At 34.3% G+C, this 18222-nt stretch carries 20 protein-coding genes and 2 tRNA genes; 10 read left to right on the top strand and 12 right to left on the bottom strand.

The genetic code is table 11. The annotated features are described in order from the left end of the window. Positions 1–1226 precede the first annotated feature (1226 nt). The 7 genes from EAH81_RS12540 to idi form a co-directional block, all read right to left on the bottom strand. Positions 1227–1300: transfer RNA gene (locus EAH81_RS12540), tRNA-Thr, on the bottom strand. A 105-nt stretch (positions 1301–1405) separates the two neighbouring features. Beyond that, positions 1406–1479: transfer RNA gene (locus EAH81_RS12535), tRNA-Thr, on the bottom strand. 78 nt (positions 1480–1557) lie between these two features. Continuing rightward, complete coding sequence (locus tag EAH81_RS12530) at positions 1558–1824, bottom strand: hypothetical protein (RefSeq protein ID WP_026982865.1); 267 nt, start codon at positions 1822–1824, stop codon at positions 1558–1560. 57 nt (positions 1825–1881) lie between these two features. Continuing rightward, positions 1882–2850: a type I phosphomannose isomerase catalytic subunit gene (locus EAH81_RS12525; protein WP_140507477.1), complete on the bottom strand. Its 969-nt coding sequence runs from the start codon at positions 2848–2850 to the stop codon at positions 1882–1884. A gap of 64 nt (positions 2851–2914) precedes the next feature. Beyond that, positions 2915–3373, bottom strand: a complete 459-nt coding sequence (locus tag EAH81_RS12520; protein ID WP_140507475.1) for a peroxiredoxin — start codon at positions 3371–3373, stop codon at positions 2915–2917. A gap of 3 nt (positions 3374–3376) precedes the next feature. Next, positions 3377–3787 (bottom strand): 6-carboxytetrahydropterin synthase, encoded by a 411-nt coding sequence (locus tag EAH81_RS12515; protein WP_140507473.1) that lies wholly within the window; start codon positions 3785–3787, stop codon positions 3377–3379. 24 nt (positions 3788–3811) lie between these two features. Next, positions 3812–4339, bottom strand: coding sequence for an isopentenyl-diphosphate Delta-isomerase (gene idi, locus EAH81_RS12510; protein ID WP_140507471.1), 528 nt, complete (start codon positions 4337–4339; stop codon positions 3812–3814). Positions 4340–4635: 296 nt separating this feature from the next. Between idi and msrB the strand changes: the two genes are divergently transcribed. From msrB to EAH81_RS12490, 4 genes are all read left to right on the top strand, one after another. After that, a complete protein-coding gene (gene msrB / locus EAH81_RS12505; protein WP_140507469.1) occupies positions 4636–5190 on the top strand; it encodes a peptide-methionine (R)-S-oxide reductase MsrB in 555 nt (184 codons plus the stop codon). Positions 5191–5198: 8 nt separating this feature from the next. Then, the gene (gene msrA, locus EAH81_RS12500; protein ID WP_140507467.1) at positions 5199–5807 is read left to right on the top strand and encodes a peptide-methionine (S)-S-oxide reductase MsrA; all 609 of its coding nucleotides are present in this window, start codon (positions 5199–5201) and stop codon (positions 5805–5807) included. Between the two features lie 231 nt (positions 5808–6038). Continuing rightward, positions 6039–7454 (top strand): aminopeptidase P N-terminal domain-containing protein, encoded by a 1416-nt coding sequence (locus tag EAH81_RS12495; protein WP_140507465.1) that lies wholly within the window; start codon positions 6039–6041, stop codon positions 7452–7454. 188 nt (positions 7455–7642) lie between these two features. Then, the gene (locus EAH81_RS12490) at positions 7643–8602 is read left to right on the top strand and encodes a quinone oxidoreductase family protein (RefSeq protein WP_140507463.1); all 960 of its coding nucleotides are present in this window, start codon (positions 7643–7645) and stop codon (positions 8600–8602) included. Between the two features lie 319 nt (positions 8603–8921). On the opposite strand, the gene EAH81_RS12485 is transcribed toward EAH81_RS12490, so the two are convergent. From EAH81_RS12485 to EAH81_RS12470, 4 genes are read right to left on the bottom strand one after another with little or no spacing between them, the layout of a single operon-like run. Then, the gene (locus EAH81_RS12485; protein WP_140507461.1) at positions 8922–10019 is read right to left on the bottom strand and encodes a hypothetical protein; all 1098 of its coding nucleotides are present in this window, start codon (positions 10017–10019) and stop codon (positions 8922–8924) included. A 6-nt stretch (positions 10020–10025) separates the two neighbouring features. Further along, positions 10026–11585: an NAD(P)/FAD-dependent oxidoreductase gene (locus EAH81_RS12480; RefSeq protein ID WP_140507459.1), complete on the bottom strand. Its 1560-nt coding sequence runs from the start codon at positions 11583–11585 to the stop codon at positions 10026–10028. 20 nt (positions 11586–11605) lie between these two features. Beyond that, positions 11606–11872 carry a type II toxin-antitoxin system RelE family toxin gene (locus tag EAH81_RS12475; RefSeq protein WP_140507457.1) on the bottom strand — a complete coding sequence of 89 codons (267 nt, stop codon included), beginning with the start codon at positions 11870–11872 and terminating at the stop codon, positions 11606–11608. Then, on the bottom strand, positions 11869–12120 hold the full coding sequence (locus EAH81_RS12470) for a hypothetical protein (RefSeq protein ID WP_140507455.1): 252 nt from the start codon (positions 12118–12120) through the stop codon (positions 11869–11871). Before EAH81_RS12470 ends, EAH81_RS12475 begins: the two co-directional genes overlap by 4 nt. Positions 12121–12260: 140 nt before the next feature. Between EAH81_RS12470 and EAH81_RS12465 the strand changes: the two genes are divergently transcribed. Continuing rightward, positions 12261–12503: a hypothetical protein gene (locus tag EAH81_RS12465; protein ID WP_140507453.1), complete on the top strand. Its 243-nt coding sequence runs from the start codon at positions 12261–12263 to the stop codon at positions 12501–12503. An 88-nt stretch (positions 12504–12591) separates the two neighbouring features. Here EAH81_RS12465 and recQ read toward each other — a convergent pair whose 3' ends face one another. Further along, complete coding sequence (recQ, locus tag EAH81_RS12460; RefSeq protein WP_140507451.1) at positions 12592–14787, bottom strand: DNA helicase RecQ; 2196 nt, start codon at positions 14785–14787, stop codon at positions 12592–12594. Positions 14788–14874: 87 nt separating this feature from the next. On the opposite strand from recQ, the gene EAH81_RS12455 reads away from it, so the two are divergent. The 5 genes from EAH81_RS12455 (at position 14875) to EAH81_RS12435 (ending at position 18215) form a co-directional block, all read left to right on the top strand. Then, positions 14875–15840: an SIS domain-containing protein gene (locus tag EAH81_RS12455; protein WP_170214133.1), complete on the top strand. Its 966-nt coding sequence runs from the start codon at positions 14875–14877 to the stop codon at positions 15838–15840. Further along, complete coding sequence (tatC, locus tag EAH81_RS12450; protein ID WP_140507449.1) at positions 15840–16658, top strand: twin-arginine translocase subunit TatC; 819 nt, start codon at positions 15840–15842, stop codon at positions 16656–16658. Before EAH81_RS12455 ends, tatC begins: the two co-directional genes overlap by 1 nt. Continuing rightward, positions 16651–17004, top strand: a complete 354-nt coding sequence (locus tag EAH81_RS12445; RefSeq protein WP_007803834.1) for a carboxymuconolactone decarboxylase family protein — start codon at positions 16651–16653, stop codon at positions 17002–17004. Before tatC ends, EAH81_RS12445 begins: the two co-directional genes overlap by 8 nt. A 174-nt stretch (positions 17005–17178) precedes the next feature. Further along, entirely contained in the window at positions 17179–17919 is a 741-nt protein-coding gene (gene lptB, locus EAH81_RS12440; RefSeq protein ID WP_140507447.1) for an LPS export ABC transporter ATP-binding protein, read from the top strand. Positions 17920–17993: 74 nt separating this feature from the next. After that, positions 17994–18215, top strand: a complete 222-nt coding sequence (locus tag EAH81_RS12435) for a DUF5808 domain-containing protein (RefSeq protein ID WP_140507445.1) — start codon at positions 17994–17996, stop codon at positions 18213–18215. The last annotated feature ends 7 nt before the right edge of the window (positions 18216–18222 follow it).

Here is an 18222-nt window from a genome sequence, read left to right as displayed (position 1 = left end):
TTCATTACACAAAAGGATTTCCACTTCTATCAGGGCTATGGCAACCGTTTACATAAGAGTATTTTCGTTTAGCTTTCCAAACCCGACAGGCTTTATCCCGAGGCTTCGGGCAATGTCATTAAGTTAAGATATTTTAGATTTTGTTCCATCGGAACATTTCATCGGTAGAAAAAAATGCATCGAGAGAAACATCGTCCCATTGGGACGTTTGAGAAATTGTATATATAATCTGTTTATGTTTTTACCAATTATTATTTATAAAATCAAACGTTCCTAAGGAACGTGAAAAAATGGCGTATTTATTGGGGGCTACCAATGAAATGTTCCGAATGGAACAAAAACAAATTGTTACATTGCATTTTTCCTTAACTTAATGACATTGGGCTTCGGGACTGTCGGGTTTATAAGATTCTGCTTCAATCTTGTCAATTTCGATCCCGAGGCTTCGGGAGAGAAATCGCACTATCCCGAAGCTTCGGGACGCAATCAAAATCGCCAATGTTTGTCGAATCCCGCGTGAGATTTCTCTCCCGAAGCCTCGGGATCGAAATGACAAACTGAACGAAAACATTCTTGTAAAAATGAATGCCGTAGCCTGATAGTCCCGATCCCGTCCGATCCCGAAACTTCGGGACGGGATCGGGACGAGATCGGGCAATGTCATTAAGTTAAGCTTTTAAAAAATAAAATCATTGCAAATCAAATCCGTTTTTATCCGCGTTTTTACGAAGTAAATCTGTTTTATCCGCGTCAAAATTAGACGCAGATTTTACTGATTCGCTAAAGCGAAAACGCTGATAAAAACGGATTTTTCTAATTACTTTCTTGATTAAACTGTTAAGTAATTTTATAGATTTCCCTTAACTTAATGACATTACCCGATCCCGAAACTTCGGGACGGGAGCCATAAAAGATTGAAACGGATAACAGGATTAGCTCCGAAAAAAAAGATCTGGCATTATTATAAAATCGAAATGACAATTTTATACTTAACAAAAATATATGCCTGGTTTTATAAAAACATAAAGTCACAATCCCGATAGCTATTGGGATTGTGTCGAACCAGCTTTGTGAACTTTGTGTTTTCTATGCGTAAAGCAAAATTAAATATTAGCGTGCTTTACGTTAAAAATTCATTCCATTTATAACTCGCCTTTTTTGGAATTTCATTTTTTGACTTTATTCCAAAAAAAAAACATCACTAAAAAAGTGATGTTTTTACGTTGAGCCGGCGGAGGGACTCGAACCCACGACCTGCTGATTACAAATCAGCTGCTCTAGCCAACTGAGCTACGCTGGCGACTCATTACGGGTGCAAATATAAAGTGGATTTTTGTATTTTCCAAAATAAATTTACTGCTTATTTTAATAAAAAACCACCACTAAAAGTGATGGTTTTATGTTGAGCCGGCGGAGGGACTCGAACCCACGACCTGCTGATTACAAATCAGCTGCTCTAGCCAACTGAGCTACGCTGGCGACTCATTACGGGTGCAAATATAAAGCGGTTTTTCGTTTTACCAAAATAAATTTGCACTTTTTTATACTTTTTTTTGCTTACAATTCGTTGATTTTAGCAATCAATTGATTAGCAGTTTCTTCCAATTCAACATTGATTTGTTTAAAGTGTGCTTTTTTGTTTTCAACGTTCTTAGCATTCACTTTTGTGATCAAAGTATCAAAAGCTGCAATAGCCTGATCGATCAAAGCATTCGTTTCCGGAGTAGGATTTCCTGTTGTTGACATTTCAAACAAGTAAATTGCCTCAATAATATCTCCTAATACGAAATTGATGTCTTTCTTTAAATTCTTAACGTTTGCCATTTTATTTTTATTTTAAATTTGCGACTGCAAAAGTACACATAATCTTTTTATTTACTGCTATGAAATGTAAATTTCTAAAATTGAAGCATTTCCATCCAGAATAAATGCATTTATCTCAGCAGGAACCAAAACCGTATCTCCTTTTTTATAGGTATGTGTAAAACCATCATATTCAATTTCAAAACTTCCTTCGATACACATATAAACGGTAAAAGTTGCTCCGGATTTAGATACCGTTATTTTATCTTTTAACGGAATAAAATTGGTTGTAAAATAAGGGCAATCCACTACTGTATTAGAAATATTTGCTTTTGTATCGTATTTTTTTTGTGTATCTACCTTGTTATAGTTTATGGCATCAAGTGCTAAATCTACGTGAAGTTCTCTTTTGTTTCCTTGTGCATCTACCCTATCGAAATCGTACAAACGGTAGGTAATATCAGATGTTTGCTGAATTTCGGCAACCATAAGTCCTGCACCAATAGCATGAACAGTTCCGGTTTCTAAAAAGAAAACATCACCAACTTTTGCCTTTACATCATCAAGAATCGAAACAAGTGTATTATTATGTAAATGCTCTAAATATTCCTCCTTACTGGAATCTTCTTTAAAACCTACGATAATTCGGGCATCGGTATCAGCTTGTAACACGTACCACATTTCGGTTTTTCCAAAAGAATTATGGCGTTCTTTTGCCAATTTATCATTCGGATGTACTTGTATTGAAAGATCTTCGCGAGCATCCAAATACTTAAAAAGCAACGGAAACTGTTTTCCAAAACGTTTATAAACTTCTGTTCCCAAAATTTCGTTTGGCGTTTCGTCAATAAGTTCCATTAATGATTTTCCTTTCAGAACACCATTAGAAATAATACTTACATCACCTTCAACAGTAGATAATTCCCAACTTTCGCCTGTGATTTTAGAAACAATTGGCTTATTAAGAACTGTTTTTAGTTTTTCTCCTCCCCAGATTCTTTCTTTTAGAATAGGTTCGAATTGCAATGGATATAATTTTGGCTTCATAAATATGTTTTTTTTGGCTAATATCTTTATTAATTAGACTCCGATATAATACTATTTTTTAGTTTTATAATACTAATTCTTTAATAGTCTCAAGTGCTTTCGGAATATGTTTTGCAGCATTCATACTATCAAAAATCAAAATAACAACACCATTTCGATCAATAACATATGTTACTCTTCCTGGTACAAGACCAAACAAGGTATCGCGAACCCCAAAAATGTGTCGGATTCTTTTGTCCTGATCTGATAATAATATAAAAGGCAATTGATGCTTTTTGGCGAATTTTTGATGTGATTTAACACTATCACTACTTATACCAATAACCTCAGCACCTAAGTCTTTAAAATCTTCGTATTGATCCCTAAAACTACAAGCTTCGGTAGTACAACCGGGCGTATTGTCTTTTGGGTAAAAATAAATCACGAGAGGTTTTCTACCCAAAACACTTTGGCTTTCAAAAACTTCACCATGACTATCTTTTGCAGTAAAATTCGGAACTATATCTCCTGTTTTTAATGACATTTATTATTCTCCTTTATAAGTTACAAAATTGCGGTCCGTTTCATTCAAAACGATTTCTAAATCAAAATCGGATTGAATTCTTTTTCTAATTTTATTCCATATCACAACTGCAATATTCTCAGCAGTTGGATTCAAATCTTGAAATTCCGGAACATCCAGATTCAGATTTTTGTGATCAAACGGTATTTCTACTTCTTCGTGTATAATATCCGCCAATACTTTCACATCTAAAACAAAACCAGTTTCTGGGTCAATTTTTCCTGTAACACTTACTGTTAAACCATAATTATGACCATGGAAATTAGGATTATTACATTTTCCAAAAACAGCATTGTTTTTCTCAAACGTCCAATCTTTTCTATGCAATCGATGTGCAGCATTAAAATGTGCTTTTCTTGATATGGTTACTTTCATTTAGGTTTCCTGGTTAGTATGGTTTTATATTTTATGGTCTTCTAAATAATGATAAAATTCATCAAAAATTATTTTGAACCAAACGGTATAAATTTCGGGCTGTTTTTCAATATCATTTTTTATATCTTCAATCTTCATCCATTTCCAAGCTTCAACTTCATCAAAATTTATGATTGGGTCATCATTATAATATCCAATCATAACATGATCCAGCTCATGTTCCGTCAAACCATTATCAAAAGGAGCTTTATAAATAAAATGGAAAAGTTCTTTCAATTCTGTTTTAAAACCCATTTCTTCAAACAATCGTCGACTTCCTGCTTCTAAATTTGTTTCTCCTTCACGCTGATGACTACAGCAAGTATTTGTCCAGAGTAAAGGTGAGTGGTATTTTTGATGAGCACGTTGTTGTAACATAATCTCGTTTTTACTATTTAGAATAAAAACCGAAAAAGCGCGATGCAAAAGTGCTTTTTCATGTGCTTCTAATTTTGGCATTAAACCAATTTGCTCATCATTTTGATTAACTAATATTACGTTTTCTTCTATCATTAGGGCGTTTTGTACAAACAAAAATACGAAAAAAGAAATGGCTTGAAAATCTTAGAAAAGATTGTGAAAAGTTTAACGAGCATTGCATTTTATACAAAACTGATTTACAAATAATTACAACAATATTCCTCTAAAAAAACCTTTAAAAATAAGACATAAAAACTACAACCTTCTGTTTTACGTAAATAATGAAAAGTTAAAACATACTTAAATAAATCTGAATTGTAAAGTACACGACATTTCAAGGTAAAATCTAGTCGTATCTTTGAATTACAGAATTAAAGCACACAAAAACAATGAAAACAAAAACTCAAATCTTCAGCCTTTGCTTTTTAATTCCGCTCTTCATTTTTCAGGCGTGTGGACAAAGCGAAAAAAAACAAAATACAAAAACAGTGGTCATGGAAAACAAAATCTCTAAACCAGGAAATCCTTATTACTCGAATACAGACACGAAGAAATTGAACGTGAGTAACGCCGAATGGAAAAAAGTACTTCCAGATGATGTCTATGCTGTAATGCGCGAAGCTGATACAGAACGACCTTTTACCGGAAAATACTGGAAATCGGACGAAAAAGGAACTTATTACTGTGCTTCTTGTGGCAATAAACTTTTTAGATCCGGTGCTAAGTTTGCCAGCAGTTGCGGATGGCCAAGTTTTTTTGAACAAGAAAACAAAAGCAGCGTAGTTTATAAAAGCGATAACTCTCTTGGAATGGAGAGAACCGAAGCACTTTGTGGTCGCTGTGGCGGACATTTAGGTCATTTATTTGATGATGGACCTCCACCTACAGGAAAACGCTATTGCATGAATTCGATTGCACTTGATTTTATTCCTGATAATAAATAATTAAAGACATGAAAAATACAATTTTAATTTGCCTTTTCGCTTTATCCTTAAATGGTTTTGCGCAAAATAAAAAAGCTTCAAACCTTGAAACCATAACGCTTGGCGGAGGATGTTATTGGTGCGTCGAAGCTGTTTACGAAAATCTGGACGGAGTAAAATCTGTTGTTTCAGGATTTTCAGGAGGAAAAGTTGCCAACCCATCTTATGAAGAAGTTTGCACGGGAACAACTGGTCATGCCGAAGTCGTTCAGATTACCTATGATAAAAACGTAACTGACATTAATGAAATTTTTAAAGTTTTCTTTACCGTTCACGATCCAACAACATTAAACAGACAAGGCGCAGATGTTGGGACGCAATATCGTTCTATAATTTTTTATAAAAATGAAGAACAAAAAAAAGCTGCCCAAAGCATTATAGCCGAGCTTAATAAAGCAAAAGTTTATGATAGTCCTATTGTAACTAAAGTAGAGCCTTTTAAAGCTTTCTATAAAGCCGAAGATTACCATCAGAATTATTATGCGAACAACAAAAACCAGCCGTATTGCAAAATGGTAATTCAGCCTAAAATCGAGAAATTCGAAAAGGTTTTTAAAGACAAACTAAAAAAGAAATAACAGACAATTATCAAGGTTAATCTATGTTACCGTTCACTTTCGTGAACGGTTTTTTTGTGCTTTTTTGCCACGAATTTCACTAATTTACACTAATTTTTTTCTGCAGAAAGCTCAATTATAATTCGTGAAGATTCGTGAAATTCGTGGCAAAAAATTTTCTAGAGTATCAGTTTATTTTTTTTGTAATTTGCAGCAATAAACTAGTCAAAAACCAAAACTAAAAACTACAAAATGAAGCAATTTTTCTTATTCCTTGCCTTATTGATTACGGCTTCACAAATTCATTCGCAGGAAAACTTACCGACAGATTATCTCTCCAAAGAATTTCACCAAGGCCGCAGAGAAGCTTTTAGAAAACTTATGCCAGCCAATTCTGTCGCAGTAATTTTTGCATATCCGGAGAGAGTTTTTTCGAAAGACATTAATTACAACTTTCATCAAAATCCGGATTTATATTACCTGACAGGATATAAAGAGCCGGACGCTGTTTTATTGATTTTTAAAGAAACCCAAGGAACAGAGCAAGCCTATAATGAAGTGTTTTTTATAAGAGAAAAAAATGCTGCCAGAGAAATGTGGACAGGAAGACGTTTGGGCGTTGATGGCGTAAAATCTCAACTAGGAATTTCTAACGTTTACAACGGAAAGGATTTTAAGGATTTTGCGGTTGATTTTAAAAAATTCGACAAGATAATTTATGATAATATACCCGTAGATCTTAGAAATGATAATTCTGGTTTTGATCTTTCCGGATTACTACAAACCTTCAAAACCAAAGCCGAAATCATAAAAGAAGATCCTGTTTCTTTAGAATATTTCAGATCAATTACATGCACACTTAGAGAGATTAAAACCCCGGAAGAAATGGAGTTAATGCGCGAAACCGTTAAACTTTCCTGCATTGCTCACAACGAAGTCATGAAAGCTGTTGGTCCGGATATGAGCGAAAACGAAGCTAACGGAATTCATGCTTATATTCACAAAAGATATGGCGCCGAAGACGAAGGCTATCCGCCAATTGTTGGCGCTGGAGCAAATGGCTGTATCTTACATTATGAAGAAAACAACAGTACAAAAATCGACAATCAATTACTATTAATGGATGTTGGATCTGAATATCACGGCTATTCTGCAGATGTTACCAGAACAGTTCCCGCAAACGGAAAATTTACCGAAGAACAAAAAGCCATTTATCAATTGGTTTATGACGCACAAGAAGCTGTATTTAAAATTTGCAAAGAAGGAACACCACTTATCGATCTAAATAAGACCGCAAAAGAAGTTCTCGCAAACGGCTTAATAAAATTAGGCATCATCACAGATCCTAAAGATGTAAAATTGTATTATCCGCACAGCTGTTCGCATTTTCTGGGTTTAGATGTTCATGATAAAGGAAACTACAGCGGCCCAACAAGTGCACTAAAAGAGAATATGATTATTACTGTTGAACCTGGAATTTACATTCCTGCAAATAGTAAATGTGATAAAAAATGGTGGAATATTGGTGTTCGTATCGAAGATGATATTGCAATCAAAAAAGATTCATATGAAAATCTATCTGCAGAATCTCCAAGAAAATGGCAGGATGTAGAAAAATTAGCAGCACAGAAAAGTACTTTCAATGAAATAAAATTCCCTAAAATATAAATGATTTTTTGCCACAGATTCTAAGGATTAAAATGATTTTTTTTGCCACGAATTTCACGAATTAGCACGAATTAATTAGTGTAAATTTGTGAAATTCGTGGCAAACTATTTTTGCATGCAGTTTTAAGAAAAGCTTTCAAAACTTAAGCTGATTTTTACCGTACTTTGTATTCTTAAATACATTAAAAATGAAAGCACTTACCTTCTCTACTTTCGGAAATTCTGATGTTCTGGAATATATTGAAATCCCGAATCCACATTTAAAACAAGATGAAATTCTAGTCGAAATGAAAGCCATTGGATTGAATTTCGCCGATGTTTACAGACGAAAAGGAAATTATCATTTAAAAGGAAATCCACCTTTTATTGCAGGTTACGAAGGTGCCGGAATTGTTGTCGATGCAAATAACCATCCTGAATATAAAATTGGTGACCGTGTGGCTTTCGCCGATGTTCCCTTTGCAAATGCTGAGTTGGTTGTCGTAAATACAAATCATGTTCTCCCTTTACCGGAAGCCATTTCTTTTGAAACTGCCGCTGCTATTTTATTACAAGGTCTAACAGCCCATTATTTAGCAACCGACAGTCATAAAACCCTGAAAGGTGAAACCGTTTTAATTCACGCAGTTGCTGGTGGAGTTGGACAATTTCTAACTCAAATCAGTAAACTTTTAGGTGCCAATGTAATTGGTTTAACCTCATCAGCAGACAAAGCAAAGGTTGCACTTGAGCAAGGTGCAGATCATGTTTTTCTATACAATGAAGATTGGAAATCGGATATTTTCAAAACAATTCCGAATGGTGTTGATGTAGTTTACGACAGTATTGGAAGTACATTAATGGAAAGCTTTGAAGTTACGAAAGAATGTGGTCAGGTCGTTTTCTTCGGAATGGCGGGTGGAGATCCTGAACCCATAAATCCAAGAATGTTAATGGATACTTCAAAAACCTTAACAGGAGGAGATTTATGGAGTTATTTAAATTCGAAAGAAGAACGAATCAAAAGAGCCAATCAATTATTCAATTGGATTATCGAAGGAAAAATTACACTTGCGACACCAACTTCTTTCAAATTATCCGAAGGAAAGTTAGCGCATGATTATCTCGAAAGTCGAAAAAGTACAGGGAAAATAATTTTGATTCCGTAAAGAATAATCTGGGCGTTGTCACCGACAAAAAGTTTTCAGTTTTCAGTCTCAGTTTTCACCGCAATCTTGTCATCCCGAAGAATGAGGGATCTTCGTAAGAAGCTCCTCAATCAAAATCGCTAATCTTTGTAGAGCTGCTTGCGGAGATCCCTCGTTCCTCGGGATGACATAAAATGAGCGTATAAAATCCGTTTTATCTGCGTATTTCTTTTTTCACAATCTCTTTGCGATCTCTAGCAACTCAACACAAAGCCCAGCGAACCTTGCGAATCCCGATAGCTATCGGGATTGCGGTCTTTGCGGTAAAATCAATCCAATTTTACAACTGATTCACTTCTATCTTAGTTAACTCTGATAATTCTAAAATTCTTCCAACATCACTTTTATTTGCCACAAAAAACAAATAATTGTCTCCGTGCGTATCATACGTCATTAACTCAAGATCATGTTTTTCTAAAGCCGACTGTATATAAGGAAACAAATCATGACTATAGGTTTCTTCCGGATATTCGAAATTAAGATCTTCGCCAATCATTTCTGAGATGAAATATTCGGCATCTTCAGGATCAAATTTCCAGTCGCTATTCCAACAATCCACACTTTCAAAGGCATCAAAATAACCTTCTACAATTGCGTGATATTCTTTTGATTCTTTTTTAAAATTCTTCAAAAGTTTTTTTGATTGTTTTTTAAGCAACTTATCTTCAACATTCCCTCTTGAAATCAACTTAATGAATTCTTCAAAAGTTTCCTGAGTCACTTCAATTTCTTCAGGAATTAAATTTTCTTGCGAAAGAAGCTCAATGCTTTCCGGCAATTCTATTTCTGCATATTGACATATTCCCTGCAACACTCTTTCAAATTCTTTAAAACCTATTTTCTGAATATCATTCTTCGGTTCGTTAACATCAATATATTCAGTATCTAACAATCCTCTTGTATAATCCAGAAAATAACTGTTGTTGTATAAAATCCTGAAATCGTTTGTTTCTAAGCTATTTGTACAACAAAAGAAAATGACGAAATTATGTAAAACATGTTTTAAATGCTTTTTCATTTCTGAAGTTGGCGGTTCTGTATAAAACTGAATATGGATATAATCGTATTCTAATTCTGCCTTAATATTTTCTTCAGAAATTGGATCAATATTTATCTTTTTATATACTTCATTTAAAACTTCATAAGCATTTTTAAAACCGCTTTTCTCAATTTCATTTCTTCCCTCTTCATGATCAAACGAAGTTGGAAACGAATAGAAATTCACAGAAACTGTATCATGAATTCCTTTCATTTTAAAATCAAAACTATTTACTTCATTATACAAATAAGAGTAAATAGAATATATAACATCAAAAGAAACTATTGTTTTTGGATCGTTATTTCTACCAAAGAAATTAGAAAAGAAGTCTTTTACCAAAATATGCTATTTTAAAGTTTCAGCAATCATTAAAGCGCATTTTTCACCATCAATTGCTGCTGATATAATTCCGCCTGCATAACCTGCTCCTTCGCCACACGGATATAATCCTTTTATTTGTAAATGCTCATAAGTTGTAGGATCTCTCGGAATACGAACCGGAGATGAAGTTCTGCTTTCCGGAGCATGCAAAATTGCTTCATTGGTTAAATAACCACGCATAGATTTTCCAAATTCCTTAAAACCTTCACGTAAAATCTGTGTCAAAAACCCAGGAAAAACCTGTCCCATTTCTACTGAGGTAGTTCCAGGAACATAAGATGTTTTCGGAATATCTGCCGAGACTTTATTTTGAGTAAAATCAATCATTCTTTGTGCCGGAACCTTTTGAGTTTCCCCAGCCAAATGCCATGCTTTTTGCTCAATGCTTTTTTGAAATTCCATTCCTGCCAAAGCACCAAATTTTTCAAAAGGCTTAAAATCTTCCAATTTCAATTCAATTACAATTCCGGAGTTTGCCGTAACCTGATCGCGTTTAGATGGTGACCAACCGTTTGTAACCACTTCACCCGGACTTGTAGCGCAAGGTGCAATTACACCACCCGGACACATACAGAACGAATACATTCCGCGCCCATTCACTTGTTTTACTATAGAATATGGCGCCGGAGGCAAATGTTCACCGCGATAATCACAGCTGTACTGAATACTATCAATTAATTCTTGCGAATGTTCCGCACGAACTCCTAAGGCAAAAGGTTTTGCTTCGATAAAAATTTTCTTTTTATCTAATAATTCAAAAATATCCCGTGCCGAATGTCCCGTTGCTAAGATTAATTTATTAGAAAGAATTTTATCTCCATTTTGGGTTACAATTCCTTCAACTTCGTTATTTTTTACTAAGATATCTGTTACTCGCGTGTCAAATAAAACCTGACCACCAAATTCGATGATTTTATTTCGGATATCTTCTATGATTTTTGGCAATTTATTAGTCCCAATGTGCGGATGTGCTTCTACCAAAATATCTTCAGAAGCACCGAAAGCTACTAAAAGCTCTAAAATTCTGGTTACATCTCCACGTTTTTTAGAACGCGTATATAATTTCCCATCCGAATAAGTTCCTGCTCCACCTTCGCCAAAACAATAATTAGAATCTTCGTTAACCAAATGATCTACATTGATTGCTTTTAAGTCACGTCTGCGTCCCCGAACATCTTTTCCACGTTCGATTACAATTGGCTTTAATCCTAATTCAATTAATTGCAAAGCCGCAAAAAGTCCTGCCGGACCTGCTCCAACAACAATCACTTCCTGTGCCGAAGAAACGTCCTTATATATAGGTAGCTCAATTTTAGTTTCCTGAAAAGGTTCGCCCTGTAAATAAATAATGACTTTCAAATTGATTTTTATCGCTTTTTGACGCGCATCAATAGATCGTTTCAAAATCGAAACATGTTGAATTTCCTTTGGAGAAACCTTTATTTGTTTAGACAAATAGTCTTTTAGCAACAATTCGTTTGCAGCTATATCAGGAGAAACTTGTAATAGAAGTTCTTTTGGCATTTTTTATGTATTCTGAAATTTTATGGAAATAACTTATAAATGTCTTCCCGTTTTGCAAATCTAGTAAGTTCTACGACTTCTCCATCAAAAAAAAATCCCAATCTATATTTTCCGATTCTGATTCTGTAAGCTTCGGGATGGCCTTTCATTTTTTTTATATTTGGAATTTCTTGAATATCTTCAACATTTTCAAGAGCAATAATTACCTGAATAACATTATCTTTTAGAGTGGAATCTTTTATCTTTATTAAATCTTTAGAAAATAATTTTCCAAATATGACTTTCAAGATTTCAGGATTTTCATGATTTCTTCTCTTGAAACCCGTTCTGACCGATCAGCTTCCTGCATTAACATCAGCAAACCTAAATCTTCTTTTTCCTCATCAGACAAATTATTAAATTGACTTGATTGCTTATTTTTCACATATGCTTGTACGGCATTTTCAATCAATCCCTTGACACTTGTTTTTTCAAATATTGAAATTACTTTCAATTTTGTTAAAGTGGCTTCATCAATATCTATAAGTTTTCTCATAACAATAAAATTTTACACAAATATATATAGTATATACTGTATATACAATTTTCAGATCTTAATCTATTCCTAATCTTTTTGACTTAAACTTTGTACCTTTGCCACTCTGTGCCGAAGTTTCGGGATTAACCTTAAAAAAAATGTCTAGAAAAATAAAATTAATTTGGGATTTTCGTGGTCCTGCATCCGCAAAAACAGCGGAGCATCATGAAATTCATTTGAAAGAATATATTACGATAGAAAAACTTCCGTTGAATATTACAGGTTTTAAAATCGTAAATGAAATGCAGGCAATCGCTTTTATGGTTGTAACCGATGAAAACATGATTCAGGTTCGTGACGCTTTGAAACCGCATCGAGGGGAAGTTTATAGCGAACAGTAATCAGTCGCAGTCGCACTTTTCAGTCTCAGTGAGAAACTGCAAACTGAGACTGAATACTGAATACCGTAAACCGAGACTGTAAACTTTTTTAGTTCGCTACTTCACTAATAAACTTAATTCGCATTAAGCGTAATTCATCGATATCATAATCTCCATCGAATTCTTTGAGAGCATCTTCGATTTTATCTGATTCTGATTCCATGAAATAATCGTGAATTTCTTCTTGCTGATCGTCGTCAAGCATATCATCAACCCAATATTTAATATTTAGTTTGGTACCGGAATAAACAATTTGTTCCATTTCTTTGATCAAAGAGTCCATTGATAATCCTTTTGCAGAAGCAATATCATTCAAGGATAATTTTCTATCTATATTTTGAATGATGTATAATTTATTCGCCGAATTTACTCCGGTAGATTTCACTACCAAGTCATCCGGGCGAATGATATCATTATCTTCAACATAACGGCTAATCAGGGTAACGAACTCTCCACCATATTTTTTAGCTTTTCCTTCTCCAACACCGTGAATGTTATACAATTCGGCCAGAGTCATTGGATATTTCAAAGCCATATCTTCAAGAGAAGGATCCTGAAAAACAACAAACGGAGGCACTCCTAATTTTTTGGCTACTTTTTTACGTAACTCTCGTAACATTCCCATCAAAACTTCATCAGCAGTTCCTGATGATTTTGCTGCGGTTACGATTGCTTCATCTTCAGTTTCATTGTATTCATGATCTTCAGACATCATAAATGAAACTGGTTTTTTAATGTAGTTCAAACCTTCTTTTGTGATTTTCACCACGCCATAGGTTTCAATATCTTTAGACAAATATCCTGCAACTAAAACTTGTCGCAATAATGCCATCCAATATTTTTCATCATGATCTGAACCTGATCCAAAAAAAGATTGCGTATCTGTTTTATGTGCTTTAATTACGGCGTTTACACGACCTATTAATGTAAAGACAATTTCTTTGGATTTATAGATGTGTTTAGTATCACGAACAATTTCTAATAATTTAACGACTTGCTCCTGTGCTTCAATTCTCGTTTTAGGATTGCGAACATTATCGTCCATATCTGCACCTTCTCCCGATTCGCTGTCAAATTCTTCACCAAAATAATGTAATAAGAACTTTCTGCGCGACATTGAGGTTTCGGCGTAAGCCACAACTTCCTGCAAAAGAGCAAAACCAATTTCCTGCTCTGCAACGGGTTTTCCGGACATAAATTTCTCGAGCTTTTCTACATCTTTATAAGAGTAATAAGCCAAACAATGTCCTTCTCCTCCATCACGTCCGGCACGACCAGTTTCCTGATAATAGCTTTCTAATGATTTTGGAATATCATGATGAATTACAAAACGAACGTCTGGTTTGTCGATTCCCATTCCGAAGGCAATTGTTGCCACAACCACATCTACGTCTTCCATCAGAAACATATCCTGATGTTTGGCGCGTGTTTTGGCATCTAAACCTGCATGATAAGGAACGGCACTGATTCCATTAACTTGTAAAACTTCGGCAATCGATTCTACTTTTTTACGGCTTAAGCAGTAAATAATTCCAGATTTGCCTTTATGTTGTTTGATAAATCGAATGATATCCGATTCAATATTTTTAGTTTTTGTGCGAACTTCGTAGTACAAGTTCGGTCTGTTGAATGATGCCTTAAAAGTATTCGCATCAGACATATCAAGGTTTTTCAGAATATCTTCCTGAACTTTTGGGGTTGCAGTTGCGGTAAGTCCAATAATAGGTACTTGTCCTAATTGTTTGATTATGTTTTTTAGATTCCGATATTCAGGCCTAAAATCATGGCCCCATTCTGAAATACAATGTGCTTCATCAATAGCGACAAAAGAAATTGGTACACTTTGTAAAAAGGCCACATATTCTTCTTTAGTTAAAGATTCCGGTGCCACATACAAAAGTTTGGTCAAACCAGAACTAATGTCTTTTTTTACTTGCGCAATTTCTGTTTTGGTAAGGGAGGAATTTAGCACATGCGCAATTCCGTTTTCCGAAGAAAGGCTTCTGATGGCATCAACCTGATTTTTCATCAAAGCAATTAAGGGAGAAACAACGATTGCTGTTCCGTCTTGAATTAAAGCGGGTAATTGATAACAAAGAGACTTTCCACCGCCAGTTGGCATAATTACAAAAGTATTCTTTTTACCTAAGATACTCGTAATGACTTGCTCCTGCAAGCCCTTAAATTGGCTAAAGCCGAAATACTTCTTTAATTCCTTGTGTATTTCAATTTCGTTTGAATTCATTCTTTATATTAATGGATATTTTGTATAAATTTGCAACACATAAAGATACAACTTTCTTTTATACATACAAATTTTAAATATTCTGTTTTGATCACAAAAGAAAATATATTGGCAATCGCCAAAAAAACCATACTATCTGAAAGTGAAGCAATTATAAAGTTAATTGATTTTCTAGACGAAAATTTCTACGAAGCAACCCAACGCATTTATGAAACCAAAGGCCGATTGATCGTTACCGGCATTGGAAAAAGCGCCATCATTGCTCAAAAAATGGTAGCCACTTTTAACTCCACCGGAACTCCTTCTATGTTTCTACATGCCTCAGAAGCCATCCATGGAGATTTAGGAATGATACAAAAAGAAGACATTATTATTTGCATTTCAAAAAGTGGGAATAGTCCTGAAATAAAAGTTTTGGTACCTTTATTAAAACGCTTTGGAAATATTTTGATTGCAATTACAGGAAACATAACTTCATCTTTAGCAAAAGGTTCTGATTATGTTTTGAATACTACGGTTGACATGGAAGCTTGCCCGATAAATCTGGCTCCAACAAACAGTACTACTGCACAGCTTGTAATGGGAGATGCACTTGCGGTTTGTTTAATGGAAATGCGCGATTTTAAACCAGAAGATTTTGCCGTATATCATCCTGGTGGGGCTCTTGGAAAAAAACTATTGCTTCGCGTTAAGGACATGATTGAACACTCGTTAAAACCAATGGTAACTCCAGATACCTCAATCAAAAAAGCTATTTTTGAGATCTCTGAAAAAAGACTTGGTGTAACGGCTGTTATCGAAGACAATAAAATTATCGGAATTATTACGGATGGAGACATCCGAAGAATGCTAAATGACGTAGATACTATTGCTGACTTAACTGCAAGAGATATTATGTCAAAAAATCCTAAAACAGTATCTTCAGAAACTATGGCAGTTGATGCCTTAAATATTTTAGAAGATTTTTCTATAACACAATTGATTGTCTCAGACAACGGCGAGTACAAAGGAGTATTACATTTACATGACATTTTAAAAGAAGGAATCGTATAATGGCAAAGAAAAACCTTGGCGAGATGTCATTTTTAGACCATCTTGAAGAATTAAGATGGTTATTAGTTAGGAGTACAATTGCAACAATGATAATGGCATTTGTCACTTATTTTGTTAGTGATTATTTATTTGATAAAATTATATTAGGTCCAACCAGACCTAGTTTTTTTACCTATGTATGGTTTTGTGATTTATCTCATAAACTGGGTTTTGCAGATAGTATCTGTATTACAGAATTGAATTTTATTATTCAAAATACTGAAATGGAAGGCCAGGTAAATATTTTTGTATGGATGTGTCTTTTGGCAGGTTTCATATTAAGCTTTCCTTATATTTTATGGGAAATCTGGAAATTTATCAGCCCCGCTTTGTATGTAAAAGAAAGAAAAAATGCTAAAGTATTTATATTCACTTCTTCATTACTGTTCTTTTTAGGAGTGCTTTTTGGATACTTTGTAGTAATTCCAATGTCCGTAAATTTCGTTGCCACTTTCTCTGTGAGTGATGTGGTAAAAAATCAATTTACGCTTGACTCTTATATGGGAATGGTAAAAACAAGTATTCTTGGTAGTGCAATCTTTTTTGAATTACCAATCGCTATTTATTTCTTAACTAAATTAGGATTAGTTACCCCTGATTTTTTAAGAAAGTATTGGAAATATGCCGTAGTAATCATCTTGATTATCGCAGCAATTGTAACACCTCCAGATGTAGTAAGTCAAACTATTGTAGCAATACCTATGTTGCTTATCTACGAAGTGAGTATTCTGATCTCAAGAATTGTTTATAGAAATAAATTAAAAGAAAGTAATGTCTGATATCATACAAGAATTTAACGACTATCGTTCTAAAATGAACGAAAAATTATTGGCTGACAATAACAAAATTGTAAAGCGAATTTTTAATCTTGACACTAATGCATATGCTCCCGGAGCACTTGATGTTAAGACAAAAGAACTTTTAGGACTAGTAGCTTCGGCAGTTTTACGTTGTGATGATTGTGTAAAATATCACTTGGAAACCAGCCATAAAGAAGGTGTTACCAAAGAAGAAATGATGGAAGCAATGGGAATCGCAACTTTGGTTGGAGGAACAATTGTAATCCCGCATTTAAGAAGAGCTTACGAATTCTGGGAAGCTCTTGAAGAAGAAGCTGCAAATTAGAAAATTAGAAAATTAGATAATTAGTCAATTAGATAATTTCAATAAGGATATGTTAATTCCTTTAATTGATTGACTTATTTTAACTTATTTTGCCCTTCTCAAATATAAGAGATGAATCTTACGTACAGTCAATTATCTAATTTTCTAATTGACAAATTATCTAATTAAAAAAAAATGAAGTTAAGAGCCGATAATTTAATCAAAACCTATAAAGGTCGCAGCGTTGTAAAAGGAATATCTGTTGAAGTAAATCAAGGAGAAATCGTAGGTCTTTTGGGACCAAATGGTGCCGGAAAAACAACTTCGTTTTACATGATTGTAGGATTGGTAAAACCAAATTCGGGAAATATTTATCTTGATGATTTAAATATTACTGATTATCCGATGTACAAACGTGCACAACAAGGCATTGGTTATTTGGCACAGGAAGCTTCAGTTTTTAGAAAATTAAGTATTGAAGATAATATCCTAAGCGTTCTACAATTGACTAAACTTTCAAAAGAAGAGCAAGTTGCCAAAATGGAAAGTTTAATTGAAGAATTCAGTTTGGAACATATTCGTACCAACCGAGGAGATTTACTTTCGGGAGGAGAACGTCGTCGTACTGAAATTGCTCGTGCTCTGGCAACTGATCCAAAGTTTATTTTATTAGATGAACCTTTTGCAGGAGTTGACCCGGTTGCCGTAGAAGATATTCAAAGAATTGTAGCGCAATTAAAAAATAAAAATATCGGAATCTTAATTACAGATCACAACGTTCAGGAAACTTTAGCGATTACCGATAAAACATACCTAATGTTTGAAGGAGGAATTTTGAAAGCCGGAATTCCAGAAGAATTAGTTGAAGATGAAATGGTTCGTCGTGTTTATCTTGGACAAAACTTCGAATTACGTAAGAAAAAATTAGAGTTCTAAAAAAAAGATTCAGTCGCAGTTTTCAGTCTCAGTGAAATACTGAAAACTGCGACTGCGACTGAAAAGTAAAAAATATGATTCCACAAAAACCAACGCAGGAAGATTACAACAACTGGCATAAAGATCCTAATAATTGGCATTTGGGAATGTTCTATTATAACAAAGAAGACGCGAGAATGTTTGTTCCAAAAAAAATGAAATGGGCTGGTTTTACTGTGAACTTTGCAAATACAAAAGCAATTTTAATCACTATTGCTTTCCTTTTCTTTATTTATACTCTTACTCAGCTTAAGTAAAAAGTTT

Origin of the sequence: Flavobacterium pectinovorum (genome assembly GCF_006438875.1) — a bacterium.
GTDB classification, from domain to species: Bacteria; Bacteroidota; Bacteroidia; order Flavobacteriales; family Flavobacteriaceae; genus Flavobacterium; species Flavobacterium pectinovorum_A.
This window is presented reverse-complemented; position numbering and strand designations above follow the sequence as displayed.

Excerpts from the sequence above, each read along its gene's own strand:
- EAH81_RS12530 (WP_026982865.1), bottom strand. The coding sequence starts at position 1,824 with ATGGCAAACGTTAAGAATTTAAAGAAAGACATCAATTTCGTATTAGGA.
- EAH81_RS12525 (WP_140507477.1), bottom strand. The coding sequence starts at position 2,850 with ATGAAGCCAAAATTATATCCATTGCAATTCGAACCTATTCTAAAAGAA.
- EAH81_RS12520 (WP_140507475.1), bottom strand. The coding sequence starts at position 3,373 with ATGTCATTAAAAACAGGAGATATAGTTCCGAATTTTACTGCAAAAGAT.
- EAH81_RS12515 (WP_140507473.1), bottom strand. The coding sequence starts at position 3,787 with ATGAAAGTAACCATATCAAGAAAAGCACATTTTAATGCTGCACATCGA.
- idi (WP_140507471.1), bottom strand. The coding sequence starts at position 4,339 with ATGATAGAAGAAAACGTAATATTAGTTAATCAAAATGATGAGCAAATT.
- msrB (WP_140507469.1), top strand. The coding sequence starts at position 4,636 with ATGAAAACAAAAACTCAAATCTTCAGCCTTTGCTTTTTAATTCCGCTC.
- msrA (WP_140507467.1), top strand. The coding sequence starts at position 5,199 with ATGAAAAATACAATTTTAATTTGCCTTTTCGCTTTATCCTTAAATGGT.
- EAH81_RS12495 (WP_140507465.1), top strand. The coding sequence starts at position 6,039 with ATGAAGCAATTTTTCTTATTCCTTGCCTTATTGATTACGGCTTCACAA.
- EAH81_RS12490 (WP_140507463.1), top strand. The coding sequence starts at position 7,643 with ATGAAAGCACTTACCTTCTCTACTTTCGGAAATTCTGATGTTCTGGAA.
- EAH81_RS12480 (WP_140507459.1), bottom strand. The coding sequence starts at position 11,585 with ATGCCAAAAGAACTTCTATTACAAGTTTCTCCTGATATAGCTGCAAAC.
- EAH81_RS12470 (WP_140507455.1), bottom strand. The coding sequence starts at position 12,120 with ATGAGAAAACTTATAGATATTGATGAAGCCACTTTAACAAAATTGAAA.
- EAH81_RS12465 (WP_140507453.1), top strand. The coding sequence starts at position 12,261 with ATGTCTAGAAAAATAAAATTAATTTGGGATTTTCGTGGTCCTGCATCC.
- recQ (WP_140507451.1), bottom strand. The coding sequence starts at position 14,787 with ATGAATTCAAACGAAATTGAAATACACAAGGAATTAAAGAAGTATTTC.
- tatC (WP_140507449.1), top strand. The coding sequence starts at position 15,840 with ATGGCAAAGAAAAACCTTGGCGAGATGTCATTTTTAGACCATCTTGAA.
- EAH81_RS12445 (WP_007803834.1), top strand. The coding sequence starts at position 16,651 with ATGTCTGATATCATACAAGAATTTAACGACTATCGTTCTAAAATGAAC.
- lptB (WP_140507447.1), top strand. The coding sequence starts at position 17,179 with ATGAAGTTAAGAGCCGATAATTTAATCAAAACCTATAAAGGTCGCAGC.
- EAH81_RS12435 (WP_140507445.1), top strand. The coding sequence starts at position 17,994 with ATGATTCCACAAAAACCAACGCAGGAAGATTACAACAACTGGCATAAA.